We start from the raw sequence: 24,309 nt of genomic DNA on the forward strand, positions 1-24,309 counted from the left end.
GAGATCGTGTGTTGTGATGGCTGCAAGGCTCAAGCGGCCTTTCGACCCATTGTATGTGCGCGTTCGATCCATGTCCCGAGGCGCTGCGGATTGGCGAGCTTGACCGAGCCCAGTTGCACGATTTTGCGCATCCGGATGCCGACGAAGCCCAACACCTGATTGCGCAGGACGCGGCGCCCGGGCTTGCGGTAAAGTATAGTGTCCAGGAGGGGCGGTGTGTCCGACGTGATCAGCGCGTCCGCCGTGCGCCCCTTGAGAAGCTTGTCCCAGCCCATGCCGCGCTCGTGATACTTGAAGGCAAATCCCGAGCTTAGCGCCCGGTCGAGCACGGCCTTTGCCCGCGCCGGCATCGCACCCCACCAGTAGGGGTGAACGATCATTACATGATCGCACCAGGCCAGCGCCTCTTGCCAAGCGATCAGGTCGGACTCGAGCGGACTGTGCTTTGCAACTTCGGTAGAGCCGTTGAAATCCATATCGGCAAGGTCGAGACGGCGGATATCGGCGCCTTCGCTTCGCGCGCCAGCTTCATACGCGTCGGCCAGCGCGGCACAAAGTGATGCGGGTTTGGGATGAGCCACCCAGATGAAAATTTTCCGAGACATTATGTGATTCCTTTTGCTTGACACTGTGTAAATTGACAGCGTGACAAGTGAACGTTAATTGACACTATGTCAAGTCAAGAACCAAATACCCGCACACGCATCCTCGAAGCCACTTGGGCGCTCTTGGATTCCAATCCCGGCGTGGCTGCACGCATGTCGGACATCGCTCGGCAAGCAGGGGTGAGCCGGCAGGCACTCTATCTGCACTTTCCCAACCGCACCGAGTTATTCATCGCCACGACCAAGTTTCAGGATGAGGCGTTCAACGTCGAAGAGCGATTGCGGCCAAGCCGATCGGCACAGACAGGGCTGGAGCGCCTTGATGCCTGGGTCGAGGCGTGGGGCAGCTATATTCCCAAGATATACGGCGTGGCCAAAACCCTGAGGGTAATGGCCGAAACCGATGCCGATGCGTCCCGTGCGTGGCACGAAAGGATGCAGGACATGCGCGAAGGCTGTGCCGCCGCGGTGAGAGCTCTGGCCGCCGATGGCACACTCGTGCAGGATCATGACGAGACCGGGGCAACGGATATTCTCTGGACAATGCTGTCGATTGACAACTGGGAGGCGCTGACGCGCGACTGCGGCTGGTCGCAGGATCGCTATCTTGCGCACCTTCGCAAGCTCGCTATCCAAGTGCTGACGCGCGTCTGAAAAGGCAGGGTTCCTGTCGATTGGCGCAGGTAAGGCCCATAGCGTCGTATTGCACCCTTCCGGACGCGCGCCTATAGGCAATAGCGAGCACGCGAACTGTCTTTGCCGGAGAGAACCCATGTCGAACGATCAACTGGAAACCGCCATCGAAGCCGCCTGGGATGCGCGCGACACGATCACATCTTCTACCGGGGGTGAGACCCGCGAGGCGATCGAGGACACGCTCAATGCACTCGACAGCGGCAAGCTGCGCGTTGCAGAGCCCGGAACCGATGGTCAGTGGCACGTGAACCAGTGGGCCAAGAAGGCCGTGCTCTTGGGGTTCCGCATCAAGGATATGGAGCTTCAACCCGGCGGTCCGCAAGGTGGCGGCTGGTGGGACAAGGTGGACAGCAAGTTCGCCGGCTGGGGCGAGAACGAATGGCGCGCTGCGGGGTTTCGGGCCGTTCCGAACTGCATCGTGCGCAAATCGGCCTTTATCGCGCCAGGAGTAGTTCTCATGCCGTCCTTTGTGAACCTCGGCGCTTATGTGGATGAAGGCTCCATGGTTGATACATGGGCCACGGTGGGCTCTTGCGCGCAGATCGGCAAGAACGTGCACCTGTCGGGCGGTGTTGGCATCGGGGGCGTGCTTGAGCCCATGCAGGCCGGCCCAACGATTATCGAGGACAACTGCTTTATCGGCGCACGCTCCGAGGTGGTCGAGGGCTGTATCGTGCGCAAGGGCTCCGTGCTGGGCATGGGTGTCTATATCGGCAAGTCCACCAAGATCGTGGATCGCGAGACGGGTGAAGTGATGTATGGCGAGGTGCCATCGGGCTCTGTCGTGGTCTCGGGCTCGATGCCATCGAAGAATGGCGTGAATCTCTATTGCGCCGTCATCGTGAAACGGGTGGACGAGCAGACCCTCGCCAAGACTTCGATCAACGAGCTTTTGCGCGACTGATCACCAGACATGAGGATGCGCGCCGGTGATGGCTCGCGCCTCAAACGATGTGGCGCGCGGCAGGGCTGGGGACATGTGCTGATGTGCGACGAACGGGTCAGGCCCGGGCAATGCGCGGCACAGAGCGGCGGGAATGTGAAGCATGTCCAGCCCTGCACATGTCACCCAAAGCCCGTTGACACGGATCATGGCGGAACGGTCCAGCAGAGCGCAGCTATATTGCATCCACGCGCCCGTCGCCCCGCTTCGCACGCTGGTCCCGTTGATCAGGTCGCCCGCGCCGAAGATCGCGGCGGACCGACCGCAGGCTTGCTCGGCGCGCCAGCCTTCGAACAACAGTTCCTGTCGGCGCGATAGGCGCAATGCGGCACAGGCGCCGAAAACCCCTGTCCCGATTTCGACGGGTGCCCAGTCACCCAGAGCACGAACGCGAATTGTGAGCATGGCACGCAGCGGCATCGCCTCATTATCGCGCGTGACAAGGCAATCGCCCGGCGTAAGCTGATCGGTCGAGCGCGGACCCTCCGGCGTGGGAAGGGGCATCGTGCTATCCAGTGCGGGCAGCCGGGCCAACACCCGATGGGCAAGGTCGGGCGATTGCGCGGCGTCGATATGCAACCCCCCCGATACCTCCGGGGCGGATGGCGACAGGCCATTGCCAAGATGGGTCAGCGGGCGGTCCGAGGGCATCCGCGTCGCACCTCCTGTGATTTTCATGTTTTGAAATTTGCCACAACCGCTCAAAATTTTTCCTTAACTAAGATCGAAGCGGCGGCCAAAACTGGCGTCGCGGCGCCTTGAAATAAGAAAAATTGATATGATCCTGTGAGGGTCGGTGCCGCCGCGCTGGCCTGACTAATGTATGGAACCAGCCCGGAGGAACGAGGTTGCGATCCTGATGACACATATCATTTGCGCCTGCCCGCTGGCATGATCGGCGGTCTGTCCCTTGTCTGGCTCCTGACCGTCTTTGCGGTGGCGGCGGCGGTTGCCGTGGCGGCCTCGGTCCGTGCGACCGCGCTTGCGGATATCATTGCCGACCGGACCCGATTGGGTGAGGCGATGGTGGGTGGTCTCCTTCTGGGTGGCGCGACATCGCTCGCGGGGGTGGTGGTCTCGGTCAGCGCCGCGAGCGGCGGAGATGCGTCGTTCGCGGTTTCGAACGCTGTGGGCGGCATTGCCGCACAGACGCTGTTTTTGGCCTTCGCCGATACCTTGCACAAGAATGCAAACCTTGAGCACGCGGCAGCGGAGCCCGCAAACCTGTTTCAGGCGGTGATGTTGTTGATCCTGCTGAGCCTTCCCATCGCCGCCATCGCCGGGCCGGACATCGCCTATTTCGGGGTCCATCCCGTATCGATCATCATGTTCCTCGTCTATCTCTATGGGGTGCACCTGTCTTCGCAAGTCAGCGATCAGCCAATGTGGCGGCCGGTGGAAACACATGAAACCCGCCACGACGAACCCGAGGACGCCACCGAGGCGCAGAAATCCGCGCGGCGCCCGGCGATGATCTTTGTCGCGCTGGTTGCGGTAATGGGGCTTTCCGGCTGGATCATCAGTCAGGTCGGAGCAACCTTCATCGCGCGCTATGGCCTGTCGTCATCGCTCGTCGGGGCGCTTATGACGGCTGTCATCACCTCGCTGCCTGAACTTGTCACCACGTTGGTGGCCGTGCGCCGGGGTGCGCTTCAGCTTGCTGTGGGCGGAATCATCGGTGGCAACACGTTCGACACGCTGTTTCTTGTGGCGTCTGATGTGGCTTATCGCGATGGTTCGATCTTTGAGGCGGCCACCCAGAATGATCTTTACTGGCTGGCGACCGGGATGCTCATGACGGCGATCCTTCTGGGCGGGCTGATCTTGCGTCAACGCAACGGGCCGGGGCGGATCGGCATCGAAAGCGTGTTGATCATGGCGGTCTACGCCTGTGCGGTCGGGGTGGAAATCGCAGGACTTCAAGGTTGACACCCTAGCGGCTTGGCCCGAAAGAGTGGCCATGGCCAAGGAACGCAAACAGCAGGTATTCACTCTCGCCGTCGAGATCGGTCGCAAAGCCGGTGATGGCCTTCCAGACGGCGCAACCGGTGCGGCTCTGGTGGTCTATGCCTCTGGCGTGGACGAAGCCGAAGCGGTGCGCGAAACCGTGGCGATCCTCAAACAGGCGGACACAGCGCCGCTGGATGTGACGGGCTATGGCACCCTTGAAGAGCGCGAGGCCGAAGGCCATGAAATCCCCGACGAAGAGCGGGCCTTGATGGCCCGTGCGTTGGACGAAAACGCGGTGATCGTCGCGCAGGTCACGCCCTTTACCGACTGACTTCACGCTTGTCAGGCGGCGTTTGCCCGCGCTAGCGTGATCGCTTCGAACGGTTTGAGCACGGGTGACACGGGCCGTGCGTGTTCCGGCAGCCGGGCCTGACTGCAATGGGCCAGAACACTTTCGGACAAAGCCTTGGGATTGCGGCGCAGCCGCCCGATATACAGGCTTTCAAGTTGGCAGCCGTCCACCATCACCGCCTTGTGCGCCGGCAACAGGATGTGATGATAGGTCACGACATCTCCGGTTTTGACCACGAAGGCGGAACTGTCGTTGACAAGATGCCGCGCGGGAACAAGCACGGAGCTTGTGGCGAACATGTAATCCACTTGCGATCCGGACATCACGAGCCTTTGATGAGGGGCAACGTGAGTATCACGGTTGAGGCCAAAAAATGGCGCCCGTAGGCGTATGGGCCGGAACGTGCCGCGTGCGGGCACCGTAAGGCGCACGGTCTGAAGCACGGGCACGATATCACCATCGGCCGTGCAAACCGTATCCCCCCTGCGCAGACATGCGGCGGGCACCGGCCCCGAAGGGGTGGCCACGGGAACCGACGCACAAAGCCCCGGCAGCGGGCCTGTCGGATGCACGTGATCGGCCATCGCCACGAAGACGACCTCGCTGTCCATGTCGATGGGCGCGCCGGGCCGTGCGAGCCGTCGCATGTCCGCGAAAGGAAGCGGATGCGCGCGCGGCAGGTATCGTGTCACGGTCTGACCATTGTCCAACCGCTCAAGACTTAGCCTTGCCCAGCTTTTTTCGCAGTCCCAACAATAGGTTATGCGCACCAGATCGGCCCGCGCGTCATGCCCGTGGTCAAGGGTCGCGTGCAACATGTCCGCACCGACATTCTGAGCGAGCGTTATGCCGCCACGCGGCAGCGCCCTGAGAGAGAACCCGCCATCGAAAGGATGAGCGTGACGGAAAGCCAAAAGCGTTTGCGGCCTCGAAAGCTCGGAAAAGCGCGTCTCGATCATGATCGTGCCACGCCGGACCACGGCATTGTCAGGCGGGTCAAGCCGATCCTGATCCGACGCTCCCAGCCCCGCAGTGGCGAACGCGCCGCCGGCATGGTCGGAGAGTGCGATCCAGACCATCCCGCTCAGGCCGCCCGTGTAAGCGAGGGCGAGATAAGCGCCGCCTCAAAGCGTTTCAGTGTGCGCCGGGCCGCGGGACTGTAGCCTGCGCCGGTGGCCGGGTCGATCTCCGGGAAAAGCATGCAGATTTCATCAACGATTTCGGCTTCGAAACTATTTGCGAACTGGGGCCCCGGCAGAAAGCTCTCGGTCTCGAGTTCTTCGGAATAGACCACCTCGTGTTGATCGAACAGAATATGCACATAATCCACCATGCCACCTTCGACGGGCCGGATCGTCGTGTCGTTCACCAGATCGCGCGCGGCAATGAGGACCTCATCCTCGCCAAAGAGCAATTCGGCCAGCGCGTCGCGAATAAGAACCCGGTGCAGCGGAGAGAGGAAGAGGCGGCCATGCTGTCCCAACGTGTTGGGCGCGAAATGGATCGGTGCGAAATCGCCACGGGCAGGCACGCGGCGTTCCCCGATCCAGCGTAGGGGTTGTGGCCCGCGATCACGGGTGATCACCATGTCGCCGGGTTCCAGCGTTTCGATGGGCACATCGCCGTCAGGCGTACGAATCCGTGTTCCCGCCACAAAGCAGGGCACCGAGTCGACCAAGACGAACCCGGTATCACTCTGGCCGGTTTGGTTGCTGGCTTCATAGGTGAAGTTGAATTCTTCGGTGTCGCCGTCCCCGATCAGGGTGAGTGTGCCATTGAAATTAAGCTGCACAGTCTGTCCGGTCGAAAGCGTCACGCTGTCGCCGGGGCCGACTGCCTGATTGTTGATATGCGTGATCACCAAAGAGCCGTTGCCGCTTCCGTTGTTGACGTCGTTGGCCAGCACGTCAATCATCTTGGACCCATCGGGATCGAGCCGGGTTTCGTCGTCATTGGCGATGAGGGTGGTCTGAACACTGTCCGCGGCGATAAGCAGTGTGGAGTCGTAATTGGTGTCGTTGACGTCGGCAATTCCGATACGAAGCGAGTTCACGACGCCATCGTTGACGGGCATTGTCGTCGTCAGTTTGACGGTAAACCCGTCCATTTCGGTATTGTATTGATCGCCGGTGTTGTCGATGAAAAGATTCTGGTTGGCCCCGGCGTTGAGGTTGTTGGGATCGACATCGCCATCGCCGATTGACAGTTCGACCTGGCTACCATTCACCCAGACGCCGACGAAATCCTGAAAGGCGCCATTGGCATATTCGGGATACTCCTCCGAGGCGAAGACGAATTGCATCGTCATCAGATCACCATTCGGGACGAAATCCACATCCAGATAGGAGGCGTCATAGGTGCTCGTGCCCGCAGCGGCGTTGAAGTCCGGGTTGTTGTTCTCACCGCTGGATCTGGTTGTTGTGCTGCCGCTTTCGTTCGATTGCCAGCGGTTGTTGTTGGTGAACCCCCGCAAATCGCCGGTCGAGAACATCACGCCGCTGTCGCCGGGGGTCACTCCGGGCGAAATCGCATCGCCATCGGTGAAGATGCCCGAACTGTCGCGATCACCGCTGTAGGAGGCGTTCACAACGGTGGCGCCCGCGCCGAAAATTTCCTGCGCCATTTCGTTCGCGCTGGCAAAGCGGTCGATGGGAAGTTCTCTGCCTGCAACCATGGCTCTTGCTCTCCGACCTCGTGCCGAAGACAGCGCAACAGAAATATGTCACGCGCAGTGGTGCGCGCGAAAATGGGCAAATATTCAGAGCCCGCTCGATATTGGCCTTTGCGGCCAGCCTGTTACCCTGCCTCGGGTGTTATAGTTTTGCCTCAATTTAGCCAAGTTTCAGCCTCTTGGGGCAAATTTCTCATCCAATGCGAATCGTTGTGGCGGGCTGTGGCACTTTTGCTTGCCTCAGGCGTCGTGGCCGTCGCGGGCGTCGAGATTGCGGGAGGTCGCAAAAGCGGATAGGTCCGGGCGCGCAGCATTGAAAAGAAGGTGGACCGCCAATGACCACATCGCCCACGGATCCCGTCGATCTGACCGCGCAGCTTGTCCGCTGTGCCTCGGTCACACCCGAAGAGGGCGGCGCGCTCACGCTTTTGCAGAAGATGCTGAAAGAGGCCGGCTTCGACTGCACCCGCGTGGACCGCGCCGGTGTCGCCAATCTCTTTGCCCGGTGGGGGCCAAAGGGGGCGGCGCGGACATTCGGCTTCAACGGTCACACGGACGTGGTGCCTGTGGGCGATGCGACTGCCTGGAGTGTCGATCCGTTCGGGGCCGAGATGCGGGACGGCTTTCTCTGGGGGCGTGGGGCGACGGATATGAAATCGGGCGTCGCGGCCTTCGTGGCCGCCGCGATTGATCTGGTGCGCGAGGCCCCGCCCGAGGCCGGCGCCCTGATCATCGCGATCACCGGGGACGAAGAGGGCGATGCGTTTGACGGGACAAGCGCGATTCTGGACTGGATGGAGGGCACCGGCGAGGCGATGACCCATTGTCTTGTGGGCGAACCCACCTGTCCGGACCGCATGGGCGAGATGATCAAGATCGGCAGGCGCGGATCGATGTCGGCCTGGATCACCGTGACGGGCGAACAGGGCCATTCCGCCTATCCGCATCGCGCGAACAACCCGCTGCCCGCGATGGCGCGGCTGGTGGACCGGCTGTCGTCACACCGGCTGGATGAGGGGACCGGACATTTCGACCCTTCGACACTGGCCGTTGTGACCGTCGACACCGGAAATCCGACGACGAATGTCATCCCCGCCGAGGTGCGCGCCACCATCAACATCCGCTTCAACGATGCGCATAGCGGCAAGAGCCTGAGCGCGTGGTTGCAAGAGCATCTTGATCGCATCGCCGCGGAATTCGGGGTCACTGCGACGATGACCATAAAGATAAGTGGTGAATCATTCCTTACCCCGCCGGGTGCGCTGTCGGATCTTGTGGCCAAGGCGGTCGAGGCCGAATGCGGCGTGACGCCGGTTTTGTCCACGTCGGGCGGCACATCGGACGCGAGGTTCATCCGCGATCATTGCCCCGTGGTTGAGTTTGGCCTTGTTGGGCGCACGATGCACCAAGTGGACGAGCGGGTTGAGATTGATCAGATCACGCAACTCAAGGCGGTTTATACACGTATTCTGCGCGATTACTTCGACTGACGCCACATGCGGGATCAGTTATACATAATGCTCAAAGAGCCGCGTCCCGGCCGCGTGAAAACAAGGTTGGGCCAGGATATTGGCATGGTGGGTGCGGCGTGGTGGTTCCGCCATCAGGTGCGCCGCCTGCTGCGCGAGGTGCAAGACCCCCGCTGGGACGTGACACTGGCCGTGGCGCCCGACCGGGCCATCAGCGCCCGCGTCTGGCCCGCGCAATTGCGGCGGGTGCCGCAGGGCGCGGGCGATCTTGGCGACCGGATGGGCCGCGTTCTGCGCAGCGCGCCACCGGGGCCGACCTGTGTGATCGGTGGCGACGTGCCGGGCGTGCGCAAGCACCATATCGCCAGGGCTTTCAAGGCGTTGGGCGCAAGTGACGCGGTGTTCGGGCCGGCCGAGGACGGGGGATATTGGCTGATCGGTCTCAAGCGTGTGCGCCCCGTGCCAGCCCAACTTTTCAACGGGGTGCGATGGTCGAGCGCACATGCGCTTGAGGATACGATCGCCACGCTGGATGGGCAGTCCTATGCGCTGATCGACAGGTTGCGCGATGTGGATGACGCCCGCGATCTGGCGGGCGTCACCCCATGAGCAGCCGAGCATATTGAACGGGCCATGCGCGCTCAGAGTTCGATGGGGTCCATCACCTCGGGTTCGATCACGGTCACGTTCGGCAGAGCTTTGATCAGCTCTTCGGCGGTCTGTTCGAGCACCGGGAACGTGCGGTAGTGGCATGGGATCACTGTCTTGAAATCAAAGAAGGTTTTCGCGGCATAGGCGGCGCGGCGCATGTCCATCGTGAAGTGACCTCCGGCGCAGAGGATGCCAATGTCGGGATGATGAAGATCGTTGAAAACCTGCATGTCTGCCATGACATCGGTATCGCCCGAAACATAGATCGTCCGGCCTTCTCCGGCGATCATGAAGCCGCATTCGGTGCCCGGCACGTTGGGGCCATCGGCGCCCGCAAAGCTGGTGGAATGAGTGGCGTGAACCATGGTCACGGAGACGTCTCCGATGGACACGGTGCCGCCCTTGTTGAAGCCGATAACCTCAATGTTTTCAGTGCTTTCCCAATGTGACATAAGATCGAACTGCCCGACCACCGTGAGGCCCTTTTGCTTGGCAAGGGTGAGGGTGTCGGAGACGTGATCGAAATGGGCATGGGTGAGCAGGATATGAGTGGCCCCCTTGGTGGCGGCGTCATGTTGGGCCGCGTCCAACATTGGATTGTCGGTGAGCCAAGGATCAACGAGCAGGATTTCCCCCGCGATTTCAAGGCGGAACGAGGCGTGGCCGAGCCATGTGATACGCATGTTTTTTCCTTCCTTAGGGTATGTGTTTGGACCAAAGGATAGGGCGCGCGGGGACGTCGGGCAAACAAAGGTTAACACGGTGCCCGCCACGTCGGTATTACGTCGGTATCATGTCTGTATCGCGTCGGCACCGAACGAGTCGGGCCAATCGTAAACCCAGCGTGCGCTCCGAGCGCCCCCGGACCGGCAAAAACCGTCGCAGCGGGGCGGGCAGGGCGCTTGCGGGCGGGCGCGCGGGACGTTAAACGCGGGGCCGGGATATGCCGGGAGAGAAACTACATGTCGATTGACACCGAAACCGCCGCCCGCGTGGCCAAGCTTGCCCGAATTCGGGTCGAGGACGAGGCGCTGCCCGCACTGGCAGAAGAGTTCAACACCATCCTCGGCTTCATCGAGCAGTTGAACGAGGTGGACGTGAGCGGCGTCGAGCCGATGACGAGCGTGACGCCGATGCGTCTCAAGCGGCGCGAAGACGAGGTGACGGACGGGCATCAGCAGGACAAGGTTCTGTCAAACGCGCCCGACGCGCGGGAAGGTTTTTTTGCAGTGCCGAAGGTGGTCGAGTGATGGACAAGCTGAACGGATTGAACATTGCCACGGCCCGTGACGCGCTGCGCAACGGCGAGGTGACGGCGGTCGAGTTGACCGAGGCATGCCTAGAGGCCGCGGGGGGCGCGAGCGCGCTGGGCGCCTTCGTACACAACACCCCCGAGCTTGCACGCGAGCAGGCGAAGGCAGCCGATGAGCGGCTGAAGGCGGGTGACGCGCCCGCCATGTGTGGCATTCCGCTTGGCATCAAGGATCTTTTCTGCACCAAGGGCGTGCCAAGTCAGGCCGCGTCGCGGATTCTTGACGGGTTCTGGCCGGAATACGAATCAACGGTGACGCAAAAGCTTTTCGATGCGGGTGCGGTCATGCTGGGCAAGCTCAACATGGACGAGTTCGCCATGGGCAGCAGCAACGAGACAAGCACCTATGGCAACGCGGTCAATCCGTGGCGGCGCGGCAATGACGATACGGCACTGACGCCGGGTGGATCGTCCGGCGGATCGGCGAGCGCGGTCGCCGCCGATCTGTGCCTTGGCGCGACAGGCACCGACACGGGCGGGTCGATCCGGCAGCCGGCGGCCTTTACCGGCATTACTGGCATCAAGCCCACCTATGGGCGCTGTTCCCGCTGGGGCATTGTCGCCTTCGCCTCGTCGCTCGATCAGGCGGGGCCGATGACCAAGACCGTGCGCGATGCGGCGATCATGCTTGGGGCGATGTGCGGTCACGACCCGAAGGACAGCACCAGCGCCGACCTGCCGGTGCCCGATTTTGAAGCAATGCTCACGGGGGACATTCGGGGCAAGGTGATTGGCATTCCGCGCGAATACCACATGCAGGGCATGCCCGAGGAGATCGACGCGCTTTGGCAGCGGGGCCGCGAAATGATGCGCGACGCCGGAGCGGAGATACGCGAAATCAGCCTTCCGCATACGAAATACGCGCTGCCCGCCTATTACGTGATCGCGCCGGCCGAGGCGTCTTCGAACCTCGCGCGGTATGACGGGGTGCGGTATGGCCATCGGGCCCGGCTCGAGGCCGGGGACGGCATCACCGAGATGTATGAGAAGACCCGCGCCGAAGGCTTTGGCGCGGAGGTGCAACGCCGCGTGATGGTGGGCACCTATGTGCTCTCGGCCGGGTTCTATGACGCCTATTACAACCGCGCCCGCAAGGTGCGCGCGCTGATCAAGCGCGATTTCGACGAGGCCTTTGCAGCCGGGGTCGATGCGATCCTGACGCCGGCCACGCCGAGCGCGGCCTTCGGGCTTGGCGAGATGACCGAGGCCGATCCGGTGCAGATGTACCTCAACGATGTCTTTACGGTGACGGTGAACCTTGCGGGGCTTCCGGGCATCTCGGTGCCGACCGGCCTTGATCGGCAGGGTCTGCCGCTGGGTCTGCAACTGATCGGGCGTCCTTGGGAAGAGGGTGAGTTGCTGAATTGTGCCTATGCGCTGGAAGACGCGGCGGGATTTGTGGAAAAGCCCGCGAAATGGTGGTAAAGCCGCGCGGACGGGGCCAGAGTCCCGGTGCAGTGAAAGGCATTTGAGCGATATGCGACACGTATTTGCCGGGCTGACGGTTCTGGCCCTTGCGGCCTGTGGGCCATCCATCCCCGAGAGCGGAACGCCCGATATGGGCAGTGGCGTCGGGTTCGAGGATTACGACAGCTATGAGACGCGTCAGGCGCGCCGCGACGCGGCTCTGGCGGGGACTGGCGCGGTGCCGCCCGAAGAGACGATGGGCAACGAGAGCGTTCCCGGCGGCGAAGGCAGCGGCAATGGAAGTGTTGCCGAAGATACGCTTGCGGCGCTGGACGCGACGGACCGCAAGCGGGCCGAGGCAAATTCCGGGGAGGTGCCGCTTGAAGCCGATCCGTCGAACCCGGCACCGGCCGTCACCAACAGTGTCGGCATCAGCCAGGAAAACGATTTCGATGCGGTGGGCGCGCAACGTTCGATCGAGAGTGACAAGGCGCGTATCGAAGCCAACCGCGCACAATACGAGGTGATCCAGCCAAAGGCGCTTCCGGCGCGGTCTGGCGGTTCGGGGCCGAACATCGTGGCCTATGCGCTTGAGACCAAGCACCCGGTAGGCACACAGGTTCACCGCCGTCTCAATATCGGGAGCGGCAACCGTTATGCGCGCAACTGTGCGCAATACCCTTCGCCCGACAAGGCGCAGGAAGCCTTTTTGTCGAGCGGCGGACCGTCGCGCGACCGAAAGGGGCTTGACCCCGATGGGGATGGCTATGCTTGCGGCTGGGATCCTACACCCTTCCGTCAGGCCGTGGGTGGCTGAGCCCGGTCAGGACGGGCTGCCGGCGTCGATGATCCGGCTGCCATCGCCCAATCAGGGCGCGCGCAGAGGTGGGCCGCCCGAGGCGGTCATTGACACGATCATCGTGCATTTCACCAACATGGCGACCGCCGAGGCGGCGGTGGAGCGGTTATGCTGTCCCGAGGCCGGTGTGTCGTGCCATTACGTGATCGCCGAGGATGGCCGCATCTGGCAACTGGTCGAGGAAACGGCCCGTGCGCATCATGCGGGGCTGGGCGGTTGGGGCCGGATCGCCGAGGACATGAACAGCCACAGCATCGGTATCGAGCTTGCCAATCGCGGCGACGTGCCCTTTCCCGACCCGCAGATGCAGATGCTCGAGCGGGTGGTGCGCGGCCTGTTGAACCGGTGGCGCATTCCGCCGGAGCGGGTGATCGGGCATTCGGACATGGCGCCGAATCGCAAGGACGATCCAGGCCCGCGCTTTGACTGGCGGAGGCTTGCGCGGCAAGGGCTGGCCGTTTGGCCGGATGCGCGCGCACCGGGCGATGACGATCTGGCGACGTTTCGAGAGCTGGCGGAAGCTGTCGGATACAGGCCCGATTTCTCGGATGAGGATGTGCTGAGGGCTGTTCGCTTGCGGTTTCGCCCATGGGCGCGGGGGCCGCTGGAGGCCGGGGATTTAGCCGTGCTCAAGGATATGGCAACGCGGTTTCCCGTTGACCGGAGGGGTGTGCGCACCTAGATGGAGTGTGCGCGGAGGGGCGGATGGCCGCGGCGCGTGCGTGACAGGTGAAATGTCGAACGGGCTGCTTACGTGCTTTTTCCAAGGGAAAAACACTCTCGCAGCGGACGCGATTTTTGACCTGTCAAGAATGCGCGTCGAGGAAAGTCCGGACTCCACAAGGCGACGGTGCCGGGTAACGCCCGGCCGGGGCAACCCGAGGGAAAGCGCCACAGAAAAGAAACCACCCCTGTCCGCAGGGGCCAGGGTGAAACGGTGGGGTAAGAGCCCACCGCGGGACGGGCAACCGGACCGGCATGGCAAGCCCCACCGGGAGCAATGCCGAATAGGGATCGCGCGCGGGGTCAAACCCGCAGGCCGCCTTGGCCCAGCAGATCCGGGTAGGCAGCTTGAGGCGCGCAGGCAACTGCGGGTCCAGAAGAATGGTCATCTCCCGGGGCTTCGCGCCCCGGTGACAGAATCCGGCTTATAGCCCCTCCGCGCAATAGTATCCCCTTTTGGTTGCCTGATGCGCGGCGTTTGCGCGAACATTCAGGGGGGCCACCCCGTTGCGACCGGCCTTTGACGCATATTAAAGTAGGGCGCCGCTTAGAGACCGGAACCGCGACAAGGACCTATGCCACGCTCCAAACCAGACCGAGAAGCATAGGTTTGCCGGCTGTAAAATAGGTCATTGTAAATGACCTATATTTGGTCTACGGGGCGCTCTCACGGTCAGGAGCTTGTCATTGCTTTATCAACTCGCTTACATAAGTCGGTCCCAATCTCCGTTAGATCAGGCGACACTGTCCGATATCTTGGACGTGTCCCGGCGCAACAACGCGAGAGACGGGATTACCGGTGTTCTCATGTATCATGACGAACTTTTCTTTCAGGTTCTGGAGGGGCCGAAAGCCGAAGTCGATAAGTGTTATTTCGACCGCATTTATCACGACCCCCGTCACACCAACCTATCTCTCACGTGGTGCGATTTCGCCGAAAGCCGGGGTTTCTCGGACTGGAAGATGGGATATGCCGGGCCCGATGAAATTGGTCGATATACGAAGAATTCGTTTCAGTCCTTGGATCAAATGAAGAGTGACGACGGCCTGAACGTTGCCAATAAAGAGATCGCGTTGATGCTTGCCAAGGCGATGTATGAAGACTTTCAAAGAAACAGGTGATCAAGGTCACTCTGTCCCGAGGGTCAAAAAACAGGCCGTTAATGCAGCGATTCATCGACCTGACGTGTTTTGAAGCGACGCTGAGACGCGGATTTTCATACGACGCGACGACCGATCCGCCCATTGCAGAGGTTTCGACTTTAGTCTGAGCCGCGCGTTGACGCGGACAGGGTTCGGGCTGTGGTGCTTTTCCCGGCCATGGCGATGAGAAAGGCTGTTGACTCGGGGCGCCATCCCTTTAAAAGGCGGGCTTCACGAAGGATTTCACGGGCGGTGATACCGCCTGTTGCAGGAGAGCACTCATGGCGAAGCCGACGACCATCAAGATCCGTCTGAACTCGACCGCAGGCACGGGCCATTTCTATGTGACCAAGAAGAACGCCCGCACCATGACCGAGAAAATGACCATCCGCAAATACGACCCCGTTGCGCGGAAGCATGTCGAATACAAGGAAGGCAAGATCAAGTAAGATCGGCCTGATCCAGACGTTTGAAAAGCCGCGCTATGCCAGCGCGGCTTTTTCGTTTTTTGGGGGAGTGACATCCATGGAAAATGAAAACCGATGCGCGTTCTGCGGAATCGCAGACGGGGTGTTCTCGGCCTGCCGGGTCTGGGAGGACCCGGAGTTTCTGGTGTTTCTGGATCGCAATCCGATCCGACCGGGCCATATGCAGCTGATTACGAAAGCTCACTATTCCTATTTTGACGATCTGCCTACCCCTTTGGCGAGCGGGTTCATCGCAGCGGGGCAGATGTTGGCGCGCAGGTTGAAGGCCATCTACGAGGTGACGCGCGTCGGCTTTGTTTGCACGGGGGGTGATATTGCGCATTGCCACGCTCATATCGTGCCGCTGCATGAGAAAACAGACGTCACGTCGCTTAGGTATTTCGAGGACGGCATACTCCTTCCGACCGCTCGCCCTGCTCCGACACTGGATGAGCTGGAGCAAGAGGCGCGAAAGCTTCGGTGAACTGCGAGATGCCTTTTCCGTGCGGGATAAGGCGCGTAGCGCCGCAGCGCGATCGCCGGGCTGCACCCACGGCGCGGCGACGAGCGGCTGGGGGCTATGGGCGGCTTGCCTTTGGTGTTTGCTTCGCCGCGCGGAATCGGGGGTAGCGCCGCCGCGCATCGTCATGCTGAAAGCATGCCTCCGTCGGATCGCCGCATCCACGACCCGGCGACGCGCGGTTTCGAGGGCGACTGGCGTAGGGGACGTTCCTCCGTGGAGGCGGGATGCTGTTTTCACGCAGCGTTTCGCGAAAACGCCTTCACGCCGCTCAGTTCGGGACGATCCGCGCGTTCTTGAGGATGGCGGCCTGCCAGGTTTCGGGGTCGGTCACCGGCTCGAGCGTGCCGCGCAGGGTCATGCGCTGACCATCCTCGAAGCTGGGGATGTCAGTCTCGAGCAGCACCTGAAGGTTGCCACCATGGTCGAGGCTGCCGCAGAAGGGGCAGAGGCCCATGTCGGACACAAGGATGATGTCCTGAACCGTATCGCCGGGGATGCGGGGCACCGCGTAGCCCGTGATCTCGACCTCGATGGCGCCGTCCCGCAGTTCGGTGGGGAAGGTCTTTTTCACCTCGTAGGTGGTGTCGGTCACGGTTTCGGAAATGTCGATCTGCTTGAGCAGGGACCATGTGTCGGTGCCAGCGTGGCCCGACTGGGCGAGAACGCCAAGGGCTGTGGCGGAGAGCAGGACGTGTTTGGTGCTCATGGTGAGGCTCCGGTCAAATAGGTTTGATCGCAGTATGCGCATTCCGGCGTGTCTGTGAATCATTTTTGGGCCGCCTTGCGGATTGTTGCCAACAGGTGGCCAGCCGTTTCCGCAGCGAAAAAGGGCCGATCGCGAGGACCGGCCCAGACTCATACCCTTGGAAAAGGGATGGATTATTCGCGTGCGCCCAACAGGTTCAGCAGCATCATGAACATGTTGATGAAGTCGAGATAGAGGCGCAGGGCGCCCATGATGGCAGCCTTGCCCAGCCATTCGCTGTCGCCGTGATGCGCATGCGCCAGATACTCATTCTTGATCGACTGCGTGTCATACGCCGTCAGGCCCGCAAAGATCAGGACACCGAGGATCGAGATCGCGAACATGATCGCGGGGGAGCCGAGAAAGATGTTGATGATCGACGCCACGATGAGGCCGATCACACCCATGATCAGGAACGAGCCCCAGCCCGAAATATCCTTCTTCGTGGTGTAACCCCAGAGCGAGAGACCCGCGAAGGCCACAGAGGTGGTCAGGAAGACCTGCGCAATCGAGAAGTCGGTGAAGACGACGAAGATATAGCTGATCGAGACGCCCATCACGGCGGCGAAGGCGTAGAAAAAGAGCTGTGCCGCCGCATAGCTGAGCTTGTTGATCACCGCGCCAAAGGCGAAGACCATGATCAGCGGTGCGAACATCACGATCCAGCGGGTAATCCCGGTAAAGAGCGTTTCCATCATCGCCGCGTTGTTACCAACAGCCCATGCCGTCAGGAACGTCAGCAACATGCCCACGGACATGGTGCCGTAGACCTTGTTCATGTGGGCGCGAAGCCCCTGATCAACCTGTGCGGTGCGCGTGCCGGCACCGGCGCGGATTGTGTCAAATTCAGCCATTCAAGCCTCCGAAATGTGGACCTATCCGCCCGGACCGGGCGGTTTGCATCCAATATCGGTCACGGGCCCCCATAATTCAAGAGTTTCAGACGGTTTGGGCCGTTAAAATGCGTCGGGCCTGTCCGGTGATGTCAGATGTCCCAGAACGGGCGGCGGGCCTCGCGGAGGGCCTCGCGGCGGGACAGGCCGATATCGCGGAGCGCCTCATCGGAGAGCCGTGCAAGGCGCCGCCGTTCGCGCAGCACCGCAAGACGCGCGGTGAGCGAGATTTGGCGGTGCCGGGAGGGGGCGGGGCAAGTCGCGTTGCGGGTGAGGGTTGTCATGATCAAATCCTTTCGTTTCTCTGATGGGTTGGTTCTGGTTCATTTTATCTGTTGATATATCTGGAGCATCTGTCATCATTATGAAAACGAATGTTTGAAATGATCTACATCATGATTGGTGATATATGAGAAATCTGGATATGACGACGCTACGCTCGTTCGTGGCGGTTGCGGATCAGGGCGGTGTGACGCGCGCCGCGGTGGCGCTCAATCTCACGCAGTCGGCGGTCAGTATGCAGCTCAAGCGGCTTGAGGATTTACTCGGCATTGCGCTCTTTGATCGCACGGCGCGGCGTATCGCGCTTACCGGCTCGGGCGAGCAGCTTCTCAGTTATGCGCGGCGTCTGGTGGCGCTCAATGACGAGGCGGTGGGGCGGCTTACCGACGAGGTTTACGAGGGCGAGATCACGCTGGGCGTGCCGCATGACATTGTCTATCCGGTTATTCCGCGCGTGCTCAAGACCTTCAACAGCATGTTTCCGCGGGTGAAGGTGCGGCTTCGCTCTTCGAGCACCGTGTCGCTTCATGAGGCGATGCGAAAAGGAGAGGTCGATGTGATCCTGACCACCGAGGCGAAGACATCCGAGGATGGCGAGACGCTAACTGAAATGCCGCTCAGGTGGACGGGGTCCATTGGCGGTCAGGCGTGGAAGAAGCGCCCGCTTCGGTTGGCGTTCTGTTCGTTCTGTATCTTCCGGCCCATCGTTCTGCGCGAACTGGATGCGGCGGGAATCGACTGGGAACTTGCCGTCGAGAGCGATGATGATCGCGCTGTGGAGGCGCTTGTGAGTGCCGATCTTGCGGTTGGGGCGTTACTTGAGGATAGCATTCCGCGCCATCTTGAGGCGTTGCCTGCGTCTTGTGACCTGCCCCATCTCGGAAGTCAGAAGATCAACCTTTATCACAGGCGCAAGGAGCGCGACGCGGTGACCGCCGAGCTTCTGGGGATGTTGCGGCAAGGCTTTGCACAGCCCGCAGCGGCGCCGCTGGCCGAGCTTATCCGGGAGGCGTGATCACCACCTTGCCGGTGGATTTCCGGGTGCGGAGCAATTCGAGCCCCTCATCGGCGCGGTCGAGCGGCAGGATGTGGCTCACATGCGGTTTGATGCGGCCCGCGGTGAACAAGTCCATGAGGGTGGCAAGGCTGTCGGTCACGACATGCGGGGCAAAGCGCAGGTAGCCGCCCCAGTAGAGCCCCATAACGGTGAGGTTCTTGACCAGCAGGTGATTGGCCGGAATCTGGGGAACATCGCCGCTGGCAAAGCCGATGGGCAGGAGGCGCGCTTCGGGGTTGCAGGCGCGGAACGCGGCCTTGAACTGATCGCCGCCGACAGGATCATAGACCACATCCGCGCCGCCCAGATCGCGGACGGCTGTGCGGATGTCGTCGGTTTCGGCGTCGATCAAATGGTCGGCCCCGGCAGCGCGGGCGACCGCAAGCTTGTCCTGACCGCGCGCGCAGGCGATCACGGTGGCGCCCATCGCCTTGCCGATTTCGACCGCGGTGAGGCCAACGCCGCCCGCCGCACCCAACACGAGGAGGTTTTCGCCCGGTTGCAGCCGTGCCTTGTAATCCAGCGCGAGATGGCTCGTGCCGTAAGCGATCTGAAAGGCGGCAGCCTCGGCAAAGCCCATCGCGTCAGGCAACAGGACCGCACGTTCAACCGGAAAACAGCCCTGTTCGGCAAGCCCGCCCTGACCCGAGAAGACCGCGATCCTGGTGCCCGGTGCCGGCCCTTCGGTGTCTGGTCCCACCTCTTCGACGGTGCCCGCGACCTCCATGCCGAGGGTGAAGGGGGGGTCGGGTGTGTCCTGATATTTTCCGTCTGCCATGAGCAGGTCCGCGAAATTCAGACCACAGGCCGCGATCCGAACGTGCATCTCGCCTTGGGCGGGGGCGGGGCAATCCACCTTCCGCAGGGCCGGGGGAGACGCGAATCCAGTAACTTGAAAGGCGTGCATGTGTCTTGTTCCTCCGGGATTTCGGAACCTTGGCTGCAGCGTTATGTGCCTGAAACGCGCCTGAAAGTATAGCCGCAGGACGGTCGCGGCGACAGAAAATGCGGACTGAATGGCGTTCTCGCTATAATTGTTTCAAATTTGACCAAATACCTTCTCGGATGACGGAAAAGTGTGTAGGTTCCCAGCAGCCGTCACTTTTTGGTGTGCATCAGTTCGATGCAGTAAAGGGAACGTTCCGCCGGGAACTTTTGGCGGCGCCGGATGGAACGATGAACAGGGAGCAACAGGATGCCTCATCCAGTGGACGTGCATGTAGGAAAGCGGATCCGCCATCGCAGGTGGCTTGTCGGCATGACACAACAGCAGCTTGCCGAAAGTGTCGGAATCAAGTTTCAGCAAATCCAGAAATACGAAACTGGCGCAAATCGCGTCAGCGCCTCGCGGCTTTGGGATATCGCCGGGTCGATGGACGTCGATATCAGCTTTTTCTTCGAGGGGCTTGAACGTCAGGCGAATGCGGATGGGGCTGCGGCACCGGGCGATCTCATGGGCGACAAGGAGGCCCTCGATCTCGTGCGGTCCTACTACGCGATCCCCGAGAATCAGCGCCGCCGCCTGTTTGAACTTGCGCGGGTGCTGAGCGACGTCGCTTGAGCCGGACCGGCGTTCGGGCTAGCAAGGTCTGACAGCAAGACCTTGGAGGGCCGGCGCCGTGGATACCGATGACATCATTGTAACCGCCCATGCGCTGGCTGATGCCTCGCGCGGGGCGGTGCTTCCGCATTTCCGCAAGGATGGGCTGAGCGCCGACAACAAGGAAACATGCGGGTTCGATCCCGTCACTGAGGCCGATCGCGCCGCTGAACGCGCGATGCGTGAAATCCTTGGCAAGCGGCGCCCGGATGACGGAATCCTTGGCGAGGAATACGGCGCAACCTCAGGCAGAAGCGGCCTGACCTGGGTGCTTGATCCCATAGATGGCACGCGCGGCTTTCTCTCGGGCACGCCGACATGGGGCGTTCTGATCGCCGTTTCGCAGCCCGAGGGACCTATCTATGGGCTGATTGATCAGCCCTATATCGCAGAGCGGTTCGAGGGGGGCTTTGGCCGCGCCTCGATGCGCGGGCCGCAGGGCGAAATGCCGCTCAAGACGCGGGGTGACCGCCCGCTTGCCGAGGCCATTCTTTTCAGCACCTTTCCCGATCCTGGCACCCAGCCCGAGGCGCATGCCTTTCGCGCGGTGGCCAAAGAGGCGCGCCTGACGCGCTATGGGATGGATTGCTATGCTTATGCGCTTATTGCGGCGGGACAGATCGATCTGGTGATCGAGACCGAGTTGCAGCCATATGATATTCAGGCGCCAATCGCGGTGATCGAGGCGGCAGGCGGTATCGTGACCGACTGGCACGGGTATCCGGCCCATGCCGGTGGCAGCGTCGTTGCCGCCGCGAGCCGGCGACAGCACGATGAGGCGCTAGAAATCCTGTCACAGGTGGAACGGAGCAAGCCGGAGTAGAGGTTATGAAAATCGTAGCGAGCCTGACCCTGATGACCTGCGTGACACTGATGGCTTGTGGGCCGGATGACGGCCCCATTGTGGCGCAAGCGCCCACACAAAGCACTCAGGACAGCCCGCAGACCGGCTCCGTCACTCTGACACGCGATGCGCTTTCGCGGATCAACGACTACCGCGCGCAGGCCGATGCCGCCTTTCTGAAGGCAAGCCCGACCTTGGCGTCGGTGGCGCGCGCCCATGCGACTGATCTGTTCACCACGGGCAGTTTCAGCCACACCGGACCCGACGGCAGCAGCGTGGGGGACCGGGCACGGCGCGCGGGCTATGGTTTCTGCTATATCGCAGAGAACATCGCGCAGGGCCCGCAGACCATCGAAGAGGTGCTTTCGGGGTGGATGTTTTCGCCCGGACACCGGCGCAACATGCTCAACCCGCAGGCCGAAGACGTGGGCCTTGCCCGGCGCGGCGGCCTTTGGGTCATGGTGCTTGGCCGGAGCGGGTGTTGACGCTGGAACATGGCGCGCGCGACCTGTCTTTTGGGGATATAATCCAGCTTTAAAACAAGCTACATCTTGCGCAATGAGCGGCGTTTGAGTGACGGGGGGCGTATGACCGAGTTCGACGATCAGGAACAGCCGGAGTCCGAGCCGGACGAGAACGCCTATGCGCTCAACCCGCAGTCCATCGCACGGATCATGTATGCGGTGGACATACAGGACCGCGAGCAGCTTTGGGCGGAAATGGAGCCCCTGCACGCCGCCGATATCGCCGACCTTCTCGAACAGCTCAACGCCTTTGACCGTCGTCGGCTGATCGATCTCTATGGCACCGAGTTCGATGGCGATGTGCTGACCGAACTGGACGAGTCGATCCGGGAAGAGGTTCTCAATATCCTCAACCCGGAAGTGCTTGCCGAAGCGGTTCGCGACCTCGATTCCGATGATGTCGTCGACCTTGTCGAAGATCTCGAGGCAGAGCGGCAGGAAGCGATCCTCGGGGTGCTCGAGGACAGTGACCGGGTCGCGGTCAAGCAATCGCTGACCTATCCGGAATATTCCGCCGGCCGCCTGATGCAGCGTGAAGTGGTGATGGCGCCCGAACACTGGAACGTGGGCGAGGCCATCGACTATCTGCGCAATCAGGAGGATCTGCCGGATCAGTTTTATCACATCGTGATGGTCGATCCCAAGCTGCGGCCAGTCGGCAATGTAACGCTGGGCAAGTTGATGGCGTCGCGGCGCGAGGTTCTTCTGAGCACCTTGGCGGAAGAGACGTTTCACACCATCCCCGTCACCCAGGACGAGGGTGACGTGGCCTATGCCTTCAACCAATATCACCTGATCTCGGCGCCGGTGGTGGACGAAAACGACCGCCTTGTCGGGGTGATCACCATTGATGACGCCATGGTCGTGCTGGACGAAGAGCACGAAGAGGACATCATGCGGCTTGCCGGGGTTGGCGAAGGCAGGTTGAACGACAACATCGTCGAGACCACGAAACAACGCTTTCCGTGGCTTGCGGTGAACCTCGTGACGGCAATCTTGGCCTCGTTGGTCATCTCGATGTTCGAGGCCACGATCGCGCAGTTCGTGGCGCTTGCGGTTCTGATGCCCATCGTTGCGTCGATGGGTGGCAATGCCGGGACGCAAAGCTTGACCGTGGCGGTGCGGGCCATCGCGACCAAGGACTTGACCGGGCGCAATGTCTGGCGGGTGATCCGCCGTGAGGTGCTTGTGGGTTTGGTGAACGGGGTGGCCTTTGCCGTGGTGATGGGCATCATCGGCGTGGCATGGTTCGGCGGTCCGCAGCTTGGCTATGTGATCGGGGTGGCGATGGTGGTCAACCTCGTGGTTGCGGGCTTTGCCGGCACCGTGATCCCGGTTCTGCTGCAACGGATGGGTGTCGATCCGGCGCTGGCCTCGGGCGCGTTCGTGACGACAGTGACGGACGTGGTGGGTTTCTTCGTCTTCCTCGGGCTTGCGGCGATATGGCTGCTATGAGCGATCTGGCACAGATCAAGGCCGAGGCGCGCAAAGCCGCCTTCGCGCGGCGCAAGGCGGCGCATCAGATGGCGGCTCCGGGTGCGGCGGGGCGGTTGTCTGAGGTGCTGGCGGGGTATCGCGGCGTGCCGCTGGCGGGATACATGCCGATCCGCACCGAGATTGATCCGTTGCCCGCGATGGCCGAGGCGGCGACCCATGGCCCTGTTGGCGTGCCGGTGATAGAAGGTGAGGGTCGACCGCTGAAATTCTCGCGGTGGGAGCCGGGATGCCCGCTTCGTGAGGGGCCGTTCGGCGCAATGATCCCCGAGCAGGACGATTTCTTCGAGCCCGAGATCCTGATCGTGCCGCTGGTTGCCTTTGACCGGTCGGGCGGGCGGTTGGGCTATGGGGGGGGGTTCTATGACCGCACGCTCGAGCTTTTGCGGCAGCGTCGGCCAACATTGGCCGTGGGCTTTGCTTATGGGGCTCAGGAGGCGGCGGCGCTGCCGCTCGAGCCGACGGATCAGGCGCTTGACCTGCTGGTGACCGAGCGCGAGGTGATCACCTTCGGAAGGGCAGTGGATGGCGGAGCATGAATATACGGCGCGTGTGACATGGACCGGCAACCGGGGCGAGGGCACGTCGCATTACCGGGCCTATGACCGGAGCTGGAATGTCGAGACGCCGGGCAAGCCGGTGATCCACTGTTCGAACGATCCGCTATTGGGCGGCGATCCGGGGCTGCACAACCCCGAAGACATGCTGATCGCCGCACTTTCGGCCTGTCACATGCTGTGGTTCCTGCACTACGCGAGCGATGCCGGTATTGCCGTGCAGGCCTATAGTGACGATCCACAAGCGGTGGGCGAGACCGACGCCGATGGCGCGAGTCGATTTCTTCGGGTCACCTTGCGGCCGCGTATCATGGTGCCCCAAGGCACTGATCTGACGCGCGCCGACGCGCTTCATGGCGAGGTTCACAAGGTCTGTTTCATCGCGCGGTCGGTGAATTTCCCGGTAGAGGTCAAGGCGCGGTATCGGATCAGTGGCGCGGGCTAAAGCGTTTCGCCTTTAACCTGAGACATCAGCGAAAGGCGAAACGCGTGCAACGCCTGAATGTTGCGCTGCGTTTCGCGCAAATCTGTGATTCAGGTTT

29 protein-coding genes and 1 other RNA gene are annotated in these 24,309 nt (G+C 61.7%); 21 read left to right on the top strand and 9 right to left on the bottom strand.

Going from position 1 to position 24,309, the window contains the following annotated elements; translation table 11 throughout:
* Nucleotides 1–29 precede the first annotated feature (29 nt).
* The gene (locus V8359_RS11290) at nt 30–605 is read right to left on the bottom strand and encodes an NAD(P)H-dependent oxidoreductase (RefSeq protein WP_336428972.1); all 576 of its coding nucleotides are present in this window, start codon (nt 603–605) and stop codon (nt 30–32) included.
* A gap of 66 nt (nt 606–671) precedes the next feature.
* Here V8359_RS11290 and V8359_RS11295 point away from each other — a divergent pair, with 66 nt between their 5' ends.
* Together V8359_RS11295 and dapD are read left to right on the top strand one after the other, a co-directional pair.
* Nucleotides 672–1,259, top strand: a complete 588-nt coding sequence (locus V8359_RS11295; protein ID WP_336428973.1) for a TetR/AcrR family transcriptional regulator — start codon at nt 672–674, stop codon at nt 1,257–1,259.
* Between the two features lie 118 nt (nt 1,260–1,377).
* Nucleotides 1,378–2,205, top strand: coding sequence for a 2,3,4,5-tetrahydropyridine-2,6-dicarboxylate N-succinyltransferase (dapD, locus tag V8359_RS11300; protein WP_336428974.1), 828 nt, complete (start codon nt 1,378–1,380; stop codon nt 2,203–2,205).
* On the opposite strand, the gene V8359_RS11305 is transcribed toward dapD, so the two are convergent.
* A complete protein-coding gene (locus V8359_RS11305) occupies nt 2,206–2,922 on the bottom strand; it encodes a Hint domain-containing protein (RefSeq protein WP_336428975.1) in 717 nt (238 codons plus the stop codon).
* 213 nt (nt 2,923–3,135) lie between these two features.
* On the opposite strand from V8359_RS11305, the gene V8359_RS11310 reads away from it, so the two are divergent.
* On the top strand, nt 3,136–4,173 hold the full coding sequence (locus V8359_RS11310) for a sodium:calcium antiporter (protein WP_336429053.1): 1,038 nt from the start codon (nt 3,136–3,138) through the stop codon (nt 4,171–4,173).
* Nucleotides 4,174–4,204: 31 nt separating this feature from the next.
* Nucleotides 4,205–4,525: a hypothetical protein gene (locus tag V8359_RS11315; protein WP_336428976.1), complete on the top strand. Its 321-nt coding sequence runs from the start codon at nt 4,205–4,207 to the stop codon at nt 4,523–4,525.
* An 11-nt stretch (nt 4,526–4,536) separates the two neighbouring features.
* Here the strand turns inward: V8359_RS11315 and V8359_RS11320 are convergent, their stop codons facing one another.
* Nucleotides 4,537–5,625, bottom strand: coding sequence for a Hint domain-containing protein (locus V8359_RS11320; protein WP_336428977.1), 1,089 nt, complete (start codon nt 5,623–5,625; stop codon nt 4,537–4,539).
* 5 nt (nt 5,626–5,630) lie between these two features.
* A complete protein-coding gene (locus tag V8359_RS11325; protein ID WP_336428978.1) occupies nt 5,631–7,220 on the bottom strand; it encodes a Hint domain-containing protein in 1,590 nt (529 codons plus the stop codon).
* A gap of 332 nt (nt 7,221–7,552) precedes the next feature.
* Between V8359_RS11325 and dapE the strand changes: the two genes are divergently transcribed.
* Nucleotides 7,553–8,707 carry a succinyl-diaminopimelate desuccinylase gene (dapE, locus tag V8359_RS11330; RefSeq protein WP_336428980.1) on the top strand — a complete coding sequence of 385 codons (1,155 nt, stop codon included), beginning with the start codon at nt 7,553–7,555 and terminating at the stop codon, nt 8,705–8,707.
* Nucleotides 8,708–8,713: 6 nt separating this feature from the next.
* A complete protein-coding gene (locus V8359_RS11335) occupies nt 8,714–9,295 on the top strand; it encodes a TIGR04282 family arsenosugar biosynthesis glycosyltransferase (protein WP_336428981.1) in 582 nt (193 codons plus the stop codon).
* Nucleotides 9,296–9,327: 32 nt separating this feature from the next.
* On the opposite strand, the gene V8359_RS11340 is transcribed toward V8359_RS11335, so the two are convergent.
* A complete protein-coding gene (locus V8359_RS11340) occupies nt 9,328–10,020 on the bottom strand; it encodes a metal-dependent hydrolase (RefSeq protein WP_336428982.1) in 693 nt (230 codons plus the stop codon).
* A gap of 279 nt (nt 10,021–10,299) precedes the next feature.
* Here V8359_RS11340 and gatC point away from each other — a divergent pair, with 279 nt between their 5' ends.
* From gatC to V8359_RS11380, 8 genes are all read left to right on the top strand, one after another.
* Nucleotides 10,300–10,587, top strand: coding sequence for an Asp-tRNA(Asn)/Glu-tRNA(Gln) amidotransferase subunit GatC (gene gatC / locus V8359_RS11345; protein WP_336428983.1), 288 nt, complete (start codon nt 10,300–10,302; stop codon nt 10,585–10,587).
* Nucleotides 10,587–12,074, top strand: a complete 1,488-nt coding sequence (gene gatA, locus V8359_RS11350) for an Asp-tRNA(Asn)/Glu-tRNA(Gln) amidotransferase subunit GatA (protein ID WP_336428984.1) — start codon at nt 10,587–10,589, stop codon at nt 12,072–12,074. The genes gatC and gatA overlap by 1 nt, the downstream gene beginning before the upstream one ends.
* 52 nt (nt 12,075–12,126) lie before the next feature.
* A complete protein-coding gene (locus V8359_RS11355; protein ID WP_336428985.1) occupies nt 12,127–12,873 on the top strand; it encodes a hypothetical protein in 747 nt (248 codons plus the stop codon).
* Between the two features lie 28 nt (nt 12,874–12,901).
* Nucleotides 12,902–13,597, top strand: a complete 696-nt coding sequence (locus V8359_RS11360; protein WP_442970364.1) for an N-acetylmuramoyl-L-alanine amidase — start codon at nt 12,902–12,904, stop codon at nt 13,595–13,597.
* A 103-nt stretch (nt 13,598–13,700) separates the two neighbouring features.
* An RNA gene (gene rnpB / locus V8359_RS11365) (RNase P RNA component class A) lies at nt 13,701–14,082 on the top strand.
* Nucleotides 14,083–14,325: 243 nt separating this feature from the next.
* Nucleotides 14,326–14,760, top strand: a complete 435-nt coding sequence (locus V8359_RS11370; RefSeq protein WP_336428988.1) for a BLUF domain-containing protein — start codon at nt 14,326–14,328, stop codon at nt 14,758–14,760.
* 302 nt (nt 14,761–15,062) lie between these two features.
* Entirely contained in the window at nt 15,063–15,230 is a 168-nt protein-coding gene (rpmG, locus tag V8359_RS11375) for a 50S ribosomal protein L33 (protein WP_010441901.1), read from the top strand.
* Nucleotides 15,231–15,306: 76 nt separating this feature from the next.
* A complete protein-coding gene (locus tag V8359_RS11380) occupies nt 15,307–15,732 on the top strand; it encodes an HIT family protein (RefSeq protein WP_336428994.1) in 426 nt (141 codons plus the stop codon).
* Between the two features lie 307 nt (nt 15,733–16,039).
* Here V8359_RS11380 and V8359_RS11385 read toward each other — a convergent pair whose 3' ends face one another.
* The 3 genes from V8359_RS11385 to V8359_RS11395 form a co-directional block, all read right to left on the bottom strand.
* A complete protein-coding gene (locus tag V8359_RS11385; protein ID WP_336428996.1) occupies nt 16,040–16,477 on the bottom strand; it encodes a hypothetical protein in 438 nt (145 codons plus the stop codon).
* Nucleotides 16,478–16,650: 173 nt separating this feature from the next.
* Nucleotides 16,651–17,370, bottom strand: a complete 720-nt coding sequence (locus tag V8359_RS11390; RefSeq protein ID WP_336428998.1) for a Bax inhibitor-1/YccA family protein — start codon at nt 17,368–17,370, stop codon at nt 16,651–16,653.
* Between the two features lie 131 nt (nt 17,371–17,501).
* On the bottom strand, nt 17,502–17,693 hold the full coding sequence (locus V8359_RS11395) for a DUF1127 domain-containing protein (protein ID WP_336428999.1): 192 nt from the start codon (nt 17,691–17,693) through the stop codon (nt 17,502–17,504).
* A 125-nt stretch (nt 17,694–17,818) separates the two neighbouring features.
* Between V8359_RS11395 and V8359_RS11400 the strand changes: the two genes are divergently transcribed.
* Nucleotides 17,819–18,706 carry a LysR family transcriptional regulator gene (locus V8359_RS11400; RefSeq protein WP_336429000.1) on the top strand — a complete coding sequence of 296 codons (888 nt, stop codon included), beginning with the start codon at nt 17,819–17,821 and terminating at the stop codon, nt 18,704–18,706.
* Here V8359_RS11400 and V8359_RS11405 read toward each other — a convergent pair.
* A complete protein-coding gene (locus V8359_RS11405) occupies nt 18,690–19,655 on the bottom strand; it encodes an NADPH:quinone oxidoreductase family protein (protein ID WP_336429002.1) in 966 nt (321 codons plus the stop codon). The two genes, V8359_RS11400 and V8359_RS11405, sit on opposite strands and share 17 nt — an antisense overlap.
* Before the next feature lie 288 nt (nt 19,656–19,943).
* Here V8359_RS11405 and V8359_RS11410 point away from each other — a divergent pair, with 288 nt between their 5' ends.
* From V8359_RS11410 to V8359_RS11435, 6 genes are all read left to right on the top strand, one after another.
* Nucleotides 19,944–20,309 carry a helix-turn-helix domain-containing protein gene (locus V8359_RS11410; RefSeq protein ID WP_336429004.1) on the top strand — a complete coding sequence of 122 codons (366 nt, stop codon included), beginning with the start codon at nt 19,944–19,946 and terminating at the stop codon, nt 20,307–20,309.
* Nucleotides 20,310–20,367: 58 nt separating this feature from the next.
* The gene (locus tag V8359_RS11415) at nt 20,368–21,171 is read left to right on the top strand and encodes an inositol monophosphatase family protein (protein ID WP_336429005.1); all 804 of its coding nucleotides are present in this window, start codon (nt 20,368–20,370) and stop codon (nt 21,169–21,171) included.
* Nucleotides 21,172–21,176: 5 nt separating this feature from the next.
* Complete coding sequence (locus V8359_RS11420) at nt 21,177–21,677, top strand: CAP domain-containing protein (protein ID WP_336429006.1); 501 nt, start codon at nt 21,177–21,179, stop codon at nt 21,675–21,677.
* A gap of 102 nt (nt 21,678–21,779) precedes the next feature.
* A complete protein-coding gene (gene mgtE / locus V8359_RS11425) occupies nt 21,780–23,171 on the top strand; it encodes a magnesium transporter (RefSeq protein ID WP_336429007.1) in 1,392 nt (463 codons plus the stop codon).
* Entirely contained in the window at nt 23,168–23,749 is a 582-nt protein-coding gene (locus V8359_RS11430; protein ID WP_336429008.1) for a 5-formyltetrahydrofolate cyclo-ligase, read from the top strand. Before mgtE ends, V8359_RS11430 begins: the two co-directional genes overlap by 4 nt.
* A complete protein-coding gene (locus V8359_RS11435) occupies nt 23,736–24,212 on the top strand; it encodes an OsmC family protein (protein ID WP_336429009.1) in 477 nt (158 codons plus the stop codon). Before V8359_RS11430 ends, V8359_RS11435 begins: the two co-directional genes overlap by 14 nt.
* Nucleotides 24,213–24,309: the final 97 nt, after the last annotated feature.

This window comes from Roseovarius sp. E0-M6 (genome assembly GCF_037083845.1).
Lineage (GTDB): Bacteria > Pseudomonadota > Alphaproteobacteria > Rhodobacterales > Rhodobacteraceae > Roseovarius.